We start from the raw sequence: 11979 nt of genomic DNA on the forward strand, positions 1-11979 counted from the left end.
GGCGTAAAGATCACCTCTTTACATGTCGTCAAGGAGAGTACGTGCCGAACACCCCTCACTGGCGCGCGATTCTGGCCGGAATCGTGGCTTTAGCCGGCCTGCTGGTCCCGCAGGCCGCGTACGCGGAGCCAGATCCCGGCAAGATCGACGCGACCGTCCAGTCGCAGCTCACGCAGAGCGACAAGGCCACCTTCTGGGTCCGGATGAAGGGCCAGGCCGACCTGAGCGGCGCCCGCCGGGCCGTCACCAAGGACGCGAAGGCCGAGCAGGTCTTCGAGGCCAAGACCGAGCGAGCCGACAATTCCCAGCAGGACCTGCGTGCGCTGCTCGACGCGCGCAAGGCGGACTACACCCCGTTCTGGATCGTCAACGCGGTCCAGGTGACCGCCGACGAAAAGCTGGCGGGCGAGATCGCCAAGCTGCCCGACGTGGAGCGGATCGAGCCGGTCCGCACCGTCTCGCTGCCCAAGCCCGTGCCGGGGCGGGCCGAGCCCCGGGTTCGCGTCAAGGACGAAGCGGTCGAATGGAACATCGACCGCGTGGGCGCCCCGCGCGTGTGGGACGAGCTGGGCAACCGCGGCGAGGGCATCGTGATCGGGCACATCGACAGCGGCGCCCAGTTCGACCATCCCGACCTGGTCATGAACTACCGGGGCCGGAACCAGGACGGCTCGTTCACCCACGACTACAACTGGTTCGACCCGGCCGGCGTCTGCCCGTCGCCCGCGCCGTGTGACAACAACGGGCACGGCACGCACACCATGGGCACGATGGCCGGCGCGAACGGCATCGGCGTCGCCCCGGGCGTCCGGTGGATCGCCGCCAAGGGCTGCGAGCTCAACACCTGCACCGACGCCTCCCTGCTGGCGTCCGGCCAGTGGATGCTCGCGCCCACCGACCTGAACGGCCACAACCCGCGGCCCGACCTGGCGCCGGACATCGTCAACAACTCGTGGGGCGGCGCCGGGTTCGACCCGTGGTACAAGCAGATCGTCGAGGCGTGGGTCGCGGCCGGGATCTTCCCGGCATTCGCCAACGGCAACGAGGGCCCGTCCTGCCGCACCAGCGGCTCCCCCGGCCAGTACGTGGTCAGCTACAGCGCCGGCGGCTTCGACGTCAACAACGTGCTCTACAACCGCTCCAGCAAGGGCGAGGGCGAGAACGGCGAGATCAAGCCGAACATCGCCGCCCCCGCCGTCAACGTGCGGTCCTCCGTCCCCACCAACTCCTACGACAGCTACACCGGCACGTCGATGGCCTCGCCGCACGTGGCAGCCACGGTCGCGCTGATCTGGTCGGGCTCGCCCGGCTTGCAGAACGACGTGGAGGCCACCCGGCCGCTGCTGGACAGCACCGCCATCGACGTCAACGACACGAGCTGCGGCGGCACCGCGGCCGACAACAACATCTGGGGCGAGGGCAGGCTCGACACCTACGCCGCCGTCCAGGCGGCCCCCCACGAGGGCCTGGGCGACCTGGCCGGCACGGTCACCGCGGACGGCGCGCCGCTGGCCGGGGCCACGGTCACGGTGTCGGGCCCGCTGAGCCGCACCGTGACGACCGGCGCGGACGGCACGTACGCAGTCCCGCGCCTGCTGCCCGGCGAGTACCAGGTCACCGCCGGGAAGTTCGGCTACGGCGACGCCACCGCGACCGCCACGATCACCGCCGAGCAGTCCACGACCTCCGACCTGACCATGACCAGGCAGCCGACCGGCGTGGTCACGGGCACGGTCAGCACGGCCGGCACGCCTGAGCCCGGCGCGACGGTCGAGGCGGTCGGCACGCCGGAGCGGGCGGTCACCGACGCCGCCGGCCGCTACAGCCTGACGCTGCCGAACGGCTCCTACGACCTGCGGGTGACGCCCTCCTCGCGCTGCTCCAGCGGCGCCACGGCGGACGTCACGGTCGCCGGTGACGTGACCAAGGACATCGAACTGCCGCTGCGCGGCGACAACTTCGGCTACACCTGCCGCAGCGGCACGCAGGCGTACGTGGCCGGCACCCAGAAGCTGGCCCTGACCGGCGACGACGAGGCCCAGCAGGTGACGCTGCCGTTCCCGATCCCGTTCTACGGCACGGGGCTCAGCCGGGCGTGGATCGCCACCAACGGCTTCGTCTCCTTCGCCAACGACCGGGTCGTCACCGCCAGCAACGGCCGGCTCCCGACCACCGGCACCCCCAACAACGCGGTCTACCCGTACTGGGACGACCTGATCGTGGACGCCCAGGCCGGGATCTACACCGGGGTTACGGGCACCGCGCCGCACCGCACGTACGTCGTCGAGTGGCGGAACGTCCTGTTCTACAACACCACCGACCAGCGGGTGTCGTTCGCGGCGCTGCTGGGCGAGGACGGTTCGGTCAGCTTCCGGTACAAGGACATCGAGACCGAGCGCGACCGGGGCACCAGCGCCACGATCGGCGTCGAGAACGCGGCCGGCAACGACGCGCTGCTCTACTCCTACGAGGAGGCGGTGCTGTCCACCGGGCAGAGCCTGGCGTTCACGGCCAGCCGGCACGGCCTGGTGACCGGCGTGGTCAGCGACGCCAACGACGGCCGGCCGCTGGCCGGGGCGACGGTGAAGGTGGGCGACGTGGCCACGTTCACCACCGGCACGGACGGCACGTTCTACGGACAGTTGCTGGCGGGCGACTACGACGTCGAGGTGTCCAAGGAGCACTACGGCACGTTCAGCCAGGCCGTCACGGTCGCGCCCACCACGGTGACGCGCCTGGACACGGCGCTGGTCACGGGCCAGGTGAGCGCCTCGGTCGCGGAGCTGACCGTGGTGATGCCGGCCAACGCGACCCGCACCAGGACGCTGCGGCTGACGAACCTGGGCTCGCCCACGCCCTACACGGTGACCGCGGATCCGTGGTTCTCCGTGACCCCGACGTCGGGTGAACTGGCCAAGGGGCAGGGGGTGACGCTGACGGCGACGGTCTCCAGCGCCGGCGTCGCTCCCGGCACGGCGCGCGCGGGCACGCTGCTCATCAAGTCGGCCAGCGGCCGGCAGCCCACCATCGAGATCAAGGTGACGGTCGTGGTGCCCAAGCACCAGGTGGCCATCGACGTCGGCGCGACCAAGAACGTGACCGACGTCGCCGGTGACACCTGGACGCCGGACCGCAAGTACACGACCGGCGGGTACGGCTACGTGGCCAACCAGAACAAGACGGTGAGCACGTCGAAGACGATCCGCGGCACCGAGGACCAGACCCTGTTCAGGACGGCCAGGGAGGGCATGCTCGAATACCGGTTCGACAACGTGCCGGCCGGGACGTACACGGTCGAGCTGGACTTCGCCGACATCAAGAGCACGCAGATGGGCAAGCGCGTCTTCGACGTGCTGGTCGAGGGGCAGCTGGCCATCCCGGCGCTCGACCTGGCCCTGGAGGCGGGCACCTACACGGCCGTGAGCAGGCAGTACACGGTCAGCGTGAGTGACGGGCAGCTCAACGTGCGCTTCGCCACCCGGCAGGGCGCGACGATCGTGAACGCGGTACGCATCTCGGAGCGCCCGGACCGGGCGACCCCGTAGTGACCGGTGCCCGCCCCGCCGCTGCGGGGCGGGCATCCCGACGCGGGGCACGCTGACCGGCGCCACAGCCCAGTTCCCCGTGAACGGCCAGGTGAGCGACATCGCCGTCCGGGCTCGGCCGATGGCTTTTTGGGGTGCCCCCGGGCTACCGCTCACCGGGAGCCGTATGTTACTGGTAAGTACATGAGACGTGTGCGGCTCCAGCGTGATATTCCCGTGCCCATGCCCGATGGCGTGACGCTGCTGGCCGACCATTACGCTCCGGCCGGCGGAGGGCGGGCCCCGGTCATCCTCATGCGCTCCCCGTACGGCCGGCGCGGCCTGCTCGGCTGGGTTCACGGCCGTACCTTCGCCCGGCAGGGCTTCCATGTGCTGATCCAGAGCTGCCGTGGCAGCTTCGGCTCGGGCGGGCTGCTCGATCCGCTCGGCGACGAGCACGACGACGGCCTGGCCACCATCGCCTGGATGCGCGACCAGCCCTGGTACGGCGGCTCGTTCGCGATGTTCGGCCCCTCCTACCTCGGCTACACGCAGTGGGCCGTCGCGCCCTACGCCGGGCCGGAGCTGAGGGCCATGGCCACGCAGGTCACCGCCTCGCAGTTCAGGGACGCGGCCTACGTGGGCGGCGCGTTCGCACTGGAGTCGGCGCTGAGCTGGACCACGCTCACCGACGTCATGTCCCGCCGCTTCGTCGGCGGGACCGCGGCGTTCACCGCGCCCCGGCTCACCCGCAAGGCGGTCCTGTCCGGCCGCCCGGTGGCCGAGCTGGACCTGGTCTCGGCGGGACACCCGCTGCCCTTCTTTCAGGACCTGCTCACCCACCACACCGACCCGGCCGTTCCTTACTGGGACAAGCGCGACTTCTCGCCGATGGTGGGCGAGGTGGACGCCGCGGTGACCATGCTGGGCGGCTGGTACGACGTGTTCCTGCCGTGGCAGCTCAAGGACTACGCGGCGCAGCGGGCGGCGGGGCGGCGGCCGTACCTGACGATCGGGCCCTGGTACCACGTGGACACCCGGCACGGGCGGCCGGCGCTGGCCGAGGCGATCGCCTGGTTCCGCGCCCACCTGCTGGGCGACTACTCCCGGCTACGGCCGGATCCCGTTCGGCTGTACGTGACAGGTGGTGGGAAGTGGCGCGACTACCCCGACTGGCCGGTGCCGGGCATGCGGCGGCAGCGCTGGCACCTGCAGCACGGGTTCGGGCTCGGGCCGGAGGCGCCGCGGGAGGCCGGGCCGGACCGCTTCCGCTACCACCCCGACCATCCGACGCCGGTGCTCGGCGGTCCCGTGCTGCTCGGCGACTCCCGGCCGCGCGACCAGCGGCGCCTGGAGCAGCGCCGCGACGTGCTGGTCTACAGCTCGGCCACGCTGGAGTCGGACGTGGAGATGATCGGCCCGGTACACGCCGAGCTGTTCGTGCGTTCCAGCACCCCGTACGTGGACGTGGTGGTCCGGGTGTGCGACGTGCACCCGAACGGGCGGTCGTACAACGTGTGCGAGGGCGTGCGGCGGCTGCGTCCCGGTGACGAGGGCAACGGGTTCATGGGGGACGACGTGCGCCGGGTCGGGGTGGATCTGTGGCCGATCGCGCACCGGTTCCGGCGCGACCACCGGATCAGGGTGCACGTGGCGGCCGGGGCGTACCCGACGATCGCCCGTAACCACGGCACCGGTGACCCGCTGGGCGCGGCCGGCGCGATGGTGCCCGCCGACGTCGAGGTCTTCCACTCCCCCGACCTGCCCTCCGCCGTGGTGCTGCCGCTGTGCGCGCCTCGCGGCTGATGTCGCTGGTCCTGCTGCTGCAGGGCCGGGGCGGGATGACGGCGGCGGAGCTGGCCGAGGAGCTGGAGGTCTCCGAGCGCACGGTGCACCGCGACGTGCTCGCGCTGTCGGAGGCGGGCGTGCCCGTCTACGCCGACCGGGGCCGGGGCGGCGGTTACCGGCTGCTCGACGGCTACCGCACCCGGCTGACCGGGCTCGGCCGGGCCGAGGCTGAGGCGCTGTTCTTGTCGGGGGTGCCGGCGGCGCTGCGGGAGATGGGGCTGGAGGAGGTCGCGGCCACGGCCCGGCTGAAGGCCGCCGCCGCCCTCTCCCCCGCGCTGCGGGACGCCCCCGAGGTCGCCGCGCAACGCTTCCACCTGGACGCGCCGGGCTGGTTCGTGCCCGACGATCCGCCGCCGGCCGCGCTGGCGCCGCTGGCCAGGGCCGTCTGGAACGACCAGCGCGTCTCGGCGCTCTACCGCGACAGGCGGCGCACGCTGGAGCCGTACGGGCTGGTGCTCAAGGCGGGCGCCTGGTATCTGGCGGCCCGGCTCGGCACCCGGTTCCTGATCTTCCGGGTGCACCGGTTCGGCGAGATCTCCGTCCTGCCCGAGTCGTTCGACCGCGACCCGGGCTTCGACCTGGCCGCGTTCTGGGCCGGGCAGTCGGCGGAGTTCTCGCGCTCGCTGCTCCGTGACGTGGTCACGTTGCGGCTCAGCGAGCGCGGGCTGCAGATGTTGCGGCACGTCGCCGACCCGGCGGCCCTCGACGACGCGCTGGCCTCGGCGCGACCGGACGGCACCGTACGGCTGGCGGTCGAGTCGCTGGAGGTGGCCTACTCGCAGGTGCTGCGGTTCGGACCGGAGGCCGAGGTGCTCGACCCGCCGGAACTGCGGGCGATGGTCGCCGAGGCCGCCGCCCGCATGTCCGCTCTCTACGAGTGACCACCGATGGTCACCCGTTCCATGGCCGACTACCGGTAGGCCTCCGGGCCGGCGTCCCCGCCTGCCTCCAGGACCTCGCGGATGAAGCGCCACACCTGCGGACGGCTGCCGTCCACGTCCGTGAGCCCGTACGCCTCGGCCACGTCACCGCTCTCCACCGACCGGCCCGACCAGCGCTGCCTGTCCGGGTCGGCGGCGATGGCGGCCACCCCGCGGCCGATGTAGGCGGGGGTCTCGGAGACCATCCAGGCCCTGCCGTGCTCGGGGCTCATCTTGGCCTCCTTCCAGTTGTCCTCGGTGACCCCGAAGTTCTCCAGCATGGCCTCCGAGCGCAGGAAACCGGGGGTGATCGCCAGTCCCGTGCCGCCGTACGGGCGCAGCTCGTTCGACCAGGCGAAGCCCAGCCGGTTCACCGCCATCTTGGCCAGGTCGTAGTAGACGTTCTCGCGGTAGTGGGTCTCGTTGTAGGCCCAGGTGCCGTCGGTGACCTCCACGACCAGCCCGCCCTCGTGCTCGATGAGCAGCGGCAGCAGGTGGTGGCTGGTGATGATGTGGGTGTCGATGGCCAGCCTGAGCAGCCTGAAGCCCTTGTCCATGTCGTGTTTCCAGACCGGGGTGTCCCACTCCCACAGGTGTTCGCCGCCCCAGATGTCGTTCACCAGCACGTCGAGCCGGCCCTGCTCGCTCCTGACGCGCCGGGCCAGCGCCTCGACCTGGCCGGAGTCGAGGTGGTCGGTCGGGACGGCGATGCCCGTGCCCCCGGCCGCCGTCACCAGCTCGGCCGTCTCCTCGATGGTCTCCGGCCGGTTCATCTCGGAGCGCCGCTCGCGGGTGCTCCTGCCGGTGCAGTAGACCGTCGCGCCGGCCGCTCCCAGTGCGACCGCTATGCCCCGTCCCGTTCCGCGGGTCGCGCCCGCCACCAAAGCAATCATGCGACCGATCGTCTCCCGAAAAGAGGACACCTCATGTCATGTTTTTTTCAAGCTGTACGGAGGATGGCACCCGCCGGACCGCGGCGAGACACGGCGAACCCGGGCGCGCCGGGTGACCGCTCGGCGCGTGTTACCGACCATTCGGCGATCGGCAATCACGATCGCGGCGTTCCCGTGATTAAAGTGCCAGCGTCGGGGGCCTTCTGACCTCGGCCGGAAGCGTCTCGGATGCCGGGCAGGCGTCCCAACATTTAGGCCAAACCGTAATATGTTGGACGTTGGGTTTAATATCTCGGGAAAGCTAATCTCCCTCCATTGACTAGCTGTCAGGGACCGGTCGAATTCCGGCTCCTGATCCATTCATCGGAGGGTCGATGACTACCGGGGAACCCGGGCAGCCGCGGACCGACCGCAGCCCATGGAACTGGCTGCTGGTCCTGCCGATCGTGCTGCCGCTGTGCACGTTCCTGTTCAACGCCGATGAGCCCCGCCTGCTGGGCTTCCCGCTCTTCTACTGGCTGCAGCTCGCCTTCATCCTGGTGGGCGTCGGCACCACGACGCTCGTCTACAGGATGACCAGGTGAGCCAGCACACGACCGAGCTGGTCGTCTTCATCGTGCTGTTCCTGCTGGTCAGCGGCATGGGGTTCGTGGCCGCGCGATGGCGGCGCCCGACCGATCTGGCCAGCCTGAACGAATGGGGGCTCGGCGGGCGCAGTTTCGGCTCGTGGATCACCTGGTTCCTGGTCGGCGGCGACCTCTACACGGCCTACACGTTCGTGGCGGTGCCCGCGCTGGTCTTCAGCTCGGGGGCGCTGGGGTTCTACGCGCTGCCGTACACCGTGGTGGTCTATCCGCTGGTGTTCCTGGTGCTGGCACGGATGTGGTCGGTGTCCCACGTGCACGGGTTCGTCACGCCGGCCGACTTCGTCCGGGCCCGGTTCGGGTCGCCGACGCTGGCGCTGGCCATCGCCATCACCGGGCTCGTGGCGACCATGCCGTACATCGCGCTGCAGCTCGTCGGCATCGAGGCGGTGCTGAAGGCGATGGGCATCACCGGGCACCTGCCGATCATCATCGCGTTCGCGATCCTGGCGGCCTACACCTACCAGTCGGGGCTGCGCGCGCCCGCGCTGATCGCGTTCGTGAAGGACACGCTCATCTACATCGTGATCCTGGCGGCGGTCATCTACATCCCGGCCCAGCTCGGCGGCTGGGACTCGATCTTCGACGCGGCCAAGGCCAAGTTCGAGGCCACGCCCGCGGCGGGCGACGGCCACCTCCTCAACGCCGGCAACCAGCTGCAGTACATCACGCTGGCGTTCGGCTCGGCGCTGGCGCTCTTCCTCTACCCGCACAGCCTCACCGGCGTGCTCGCCTCCAAGAACCGCAACGTCATCAAGCGGAACATGTCGGCGCTGCCCGCCTACAGCTTCCTGCTCGGCCTGATCGCGCTGCTCGGCTTCATGGCCATCGCGGCGGGCACCAAGCCGGTCATGAACGCCAACGGCAAGCCGGACAGCAACACCATCGTGCCGATGCTGTTCGACCAGATGTTCCCCGACTGGTTCACCGGCGTCGCCTACGCGGCGATCGGCATCGGCGCGCTGGTCCCTGCGGCCATCATGTCGATCGCGGCGGCGAACCTGTTCACCCGCAACATCTACCGCGAATACCTGAACAAGGACGCCACCGACGCCCAGGAGGCCAACGTCTCCAAGCTGGTGTCGCTGGTGGTCAAGGTGGGCGCGGTGCTGTGCATCCTGCTGCTCGACCCGCAGTTCTCGATCGACCTGCAGCTCATCGGCGGTGTGATCATGCTGCAGACGCTCCCGGCGGTGGCGCTGGGGCTGTACACGCGCTGGTTCCACAAGGGCGGCCTGCTGGCGGGCTGGGCGGCCGGGCTCGCGGCCGGCATGTGGATGCTCTACCTGATCCCGAACCCGGCCAGCGGCAAGGCGCACTTCGGCGGCTCGGCCTTCGGCCTGCAGAACCTGGGCTTCGACACCACCATGACGATCTACGCCGGGTTCCTGGCGCTGGCCGTCAACCTGGTGGTGGCGGTGCTCGCCACTCTGGCCTTCCGGGCGGCCAAGGTGGCCGACGGCAAGGACGAGACCCGGCGTAGCGACTACTTCGCGGACGAGGGCGACCCCGACGTCAAGGACCTGGACCTGGCCGGCTCGCACTGACCGGCTTCCCCTGAGCCATCCCCGTCCGGGCCTGGGTCCGGCCCGGACGGGGACTCCAGGTTCGGGTACGAACTCCAGGCCCGCTCAGGGGCTCCAGGCCCGGACGGGCACTCCAGGGCGGGGCTCAGTCCTCCGTCAGGTAGCGGGGGTTGGCGACCTCCAGTTTGGCCCGCACGGTCCGCTCCAGCGCTTCGGTGAGGGCGTGGCCGTCCTCGATCCGGCCCGCGCGGATGGCAGCGGCCAGCTCGGCGTCGCCGGACACGCCCAGCTCGGCCAGCCGGGCGGCGTGCTCGGCGGCGTGGGCGGGCCCGAGCTCGATCTCGCGTTCCACCATCCCCAGCACGTTGATCGCCACGCGGGTGTGGAAACGTACCCGGCCCTCGACCGCGGGCAGCACGTCGGACTGGAGGAAGTCGCGGACGGCGGCCACGAGCTGCGCCGCCGTGGGCACGTCGTGCGGGCCCGCCTCGGATGGTGCGTCCGGTCCTGTCATGGGACCTGCCTAGCAGATGGCGCGCTCCTCCCCAAAGAGGGCTTTATGCGGGTCCGATCATGGACCGGCTAGTCTGCGGCCATGCGGACAGACTCTCCCTCCGCCCCGGTCCCGATGCTCGGGCCCCGGCTCATCCGGGCCGAGGTCGTCGTCGTGCTGTCGGTCTCGCTCGGCGCCAGCGCGCTGGTGGCGTTCGTACGGCTGATCGGCGCGCTCACGGCCCCCCAGGAGCTGAAGAACCAGCAGGCCGTGCTCGTCGGGTCGATGGCGCCGGGTCGGCCCTGGCTGGACCTGACCCTGCAGCTCGTCCAGATCGCGATCGCGGTGGCGCCGGTGGGGCTGGTGGCCTACCTGATGGTGCGCTCGGGCGAGTCGCTGCGGACCATCGGCACGGACTTCCGGCAGCCGGGGCGCGACCTGCTGCGCGGGGCGGCGCTCGCGGCCGCGATCGGCGGCTCGGGGCTGGCCTTCTACCTCGCGGTGTGGGCGTTCGGGGTGAACCTGACGGTCGTGCCCGGCGCGCTGCCGGAGGTGTGGTGGCAGGTGCCGGTGCTGCTGCTCGCCGCGGCGCAGAACGGGGTGCTGGAGGAGGTGGTGGTCGCCGGATACCTGCTGCACCGGCTGGGGCAGGCCGGGTGGGGACCGTGGCGGGCCCTGGTGGTGTCGTCGCTGCTGCGGGGGTCGTACCACCTGTATCAGGGCTTCGGGGGGTTCATCGGGAACGTGGTGATGGGGCTGGTGTTCGGGCGGATGTACCAGCGGTGGGGGCGGGCGATGCCGCTCGTGGTGGCGCACACGCTCATCGACGCCGTGGCCTTCGTCGGGTACGCCTTCCTGCGCGGCAAGGTGAGCTGGCTGCCCTGAGCCCTGTTGACCCCGCGACGGGTCCGGGGGTGAGATCGCTGTATGAGCTTCGCCGTGCCCGACAACGTCCGTCCGATCCGTGATGCCGTGCACGCGTTCATGACGGAGCGGGTGGAGCCCGCCGAGCCGGTGCTGCACGCGGGCGGGACCGAGGCCGCGGCGGTGCTGGACGAGCTGCGCGCCGAGGCCAGGAAGGAAGGGCTGTGGGCGCTCGGGCACCCGCGGGAGCTCGGCGGCGGCGGGCTGCCGTTCCTCGACTACGTCTATGTCAACGAGGTGCAGGGGCGCAGCGAGTTCGGGCAGTTGGCGCTGGGCACGTACACGTTGCAGGACTCGCTCATGCTGCACGAGCACGCCTCGGCCGGGCAGCGGGAGCGCTACCTGGAGCCGCTGGTGCGGGGCGACATCGCGCCGAGCTTCGCCATGACCGAGCCGTCGGTGTCGAGCAGCGACCCCACCCAGATCCGGACGGCCGCCGTGCTCGACGGGGACGAATGGGTGATCAACGGGCACAAGTGGTTCACGACGGGGGCGTCGCGGGCGGCGTACACGACCGTGATGTGCCGGACCGAGCAGGACGCGCCGCCTCATCTGGCCTTCTCCATGATCCTCGTGCCGACGGACACGCCGGGCTACCGGATCGTGCGCGAGACGCCCGTGCTGGGGCTCGACGGGGCGCACTGCGAGGTCCGCTACGAGGACGTACGCGTGCCCGCCACGAACCTGCTGGGCACGCGCGGCCAGGGGTTCGTCATCGCGCAGAAGCGGCTCGGCCCGGGGCGGATCTTCCACTGCATGCGCTGGCTGGGGCAGGCACAGCGGGCCTTCGACCTGATGTGCCGCCGGCTCCACGAGCGCCGGGCGTTCGGCGAGCCGCTGGCCGGGAAGCAGCTCATGCGGCAGCACGTGTTCGACTCCTACGCCGAGATCCAGGCCGCCCGGCTGCTCACGCTCAACGCGGCCGAGGCCGTGGACGCGGGCTCTCAGGCCCGGGTGGAGATCGGCGCGATCAAGGTGGTGGGCGCGCGCATGCTGCACAACGTGATCGACCGGGCCATCCAGGTGTACGGGGCCGCCGGGCTCACCCCGGACACCCCGCTGGAGCGGATGTACCGGCACGCGCGGGCGGGCCGGATCTACGACGGGCCGGACGAGGTGCACATCGACTCGGTGGGGCGGCGGATCCTGGGCGAGTACGCGGCTGGCGGCAACTGGGAGTTCGGCCTGCGATGACGGGCGGCCGGCG

Annotated in this window: 9 protein-coding genes; 7 read left to right on the top strand and 2 right to left on the bottom strand. The window is 71.1% G+C overall.

Going from position 1 to position 11979, the window contains the following annotated elements:
* Window positions 1-41: 41 nt before the first annotated feature.
* The 3 genes from BLS95_RS13400 (at window position 42) to BLS95_RS13410 (ending at window position 6253) form a co-directional block, all read left to right on the top strand.
* Window positions 42-3545, top strand: coding sequence for a S8 family serine peptidase (locus BLS95_RS13400; protein WP_090931267.1), 3504 nt, complete (start codon window positions 42-44; stop codon window positions 3543-3545).
* A gap of 222 nt (window positions 3546-3767) precedes the next feature.
* On the top strand, window positions 3768-5330 hold the full coding sequence (locus BLS95_RS13405) for a CocE/NonD family hydrolase (protein ID WP_090931268.1): 1563 nt from the start codon (window positions 3768-3770) through the stop codon (window positions 5328-5330).
* Window positions 5312-6253: a helix-turn-helix transcriptional regulator gene (locus tag BLS95_RS13410; protein ID WP_090931269.1), complete on the top strand. Its 942-nt coding sequence runs from the start codon at window positions 5312-5314 to the stop codon at window positions 6251-6253. The genes BLS95_RS13405 and BLS95_RS13410 overlap by 19 nt, the downstream gene beginning before the upstream one ends.
* A 29-nt stretch (window positions 6254-6282) precedes the next feature.
* Here BLS95_RS13410 and BLS95_RS13415 read toward each other — a convergent pair whose 3' ends face one another.
* A complete protein-coding gene (locus BLS95_RS13415) occupies window positions 6283-7185 on the bottom strand; it encodes an SDR family oxidoreductase (protein WP_090931270.1) in 903 nt (300 codons plus the stop codon).
* 374 nt (window positions 7186-7559) lie between these two features.
* Here BLS95_RS13415 and BLS95_RS13420 point away from each other — a divergent pair, with 374 nt between their 5' ends.
* Together BLS95_RS13420 and mctP are read left to right on the top strand one after the other, a co-directional pair.
* Window positions 7560-7769, top strand: a complete 210-nt coding sequence (locus tag BLS95_RS13420; RefSeq protein ID WP_090931271.1) for a DUF3311 domain-containing protein — start codon at window positions 7560-7562, stop codon at window positions 7767-7769.
* Window positions 7766-9376, top strand: coding sequence for a monocarboxylate uptake permease MctP (mctP, locus tag BLS95_RS13425; RefSeq protein ID WP_281249989.1), 1611 nt, complete (start codon window positions 7766-7768; stop codon window positions 9374-9376). The genes BLS95_RS13420 and mctP overlap by 4 nt, the downstream gene beginning before the upstream one ends.
* A gap of 124 nt (window positions 9377-9500) precedes the next feature.
* Here mctP and BLS95_RS13430 read toward each other — a convergent pair whose 3' ends face one another.
* Window positions 9501-9869: a DUF6285 domain-containing protein gene (locus tag BLS95_RS13430; RefSeq protein ID WP_090931272.1), complete on the bottom strand. Its 369-nt coding sequence runs from the start codon at window positions 9867-9869 to the stop codon at window positions 9501-9503.
* An 81-nt stretch (window positions 9870-9950) separates the two neighbouring features.
* Between BLS95_RS13430 and BLS95_RS13435 the strand changes: the two genes are divergently transcribed.
* On the top strand, window positions 9951-10733 hold the full coding sequence (locus tag BLS95_RS13435) for a CPBP family intramembrane glutamic endopeptidase (RefSeq protein WP_090931273.1): 783 nt from the start codon (window positions 9951-9953) through the stop codon (window positions 10731-10733).
* 42 nt (window positions 10734-10775) lie between these two features.
* Window positions 10776-11966, top strand: coding sequence for an acyl-CoA dehydrogenase family protein (locus tag BLS95_RS13440; RefSeq protein WP_090931274.1), 1191 nt, complete (start codon window positions 10776-10778; stop codon window positions 11964-11966).
* Window positions 11967-11979: the final 13 nt, after the last annotated feature.

Source organism: Nonomuraea jiangxiensis (assembly GCF_900099965.1).
GTDB lineage: Bacteria > Actinomycetota > Actinomycetes > Streptosporangiales > Streptosporangiaceae > Nonomuraea > Nonomuraea jiangxiensis.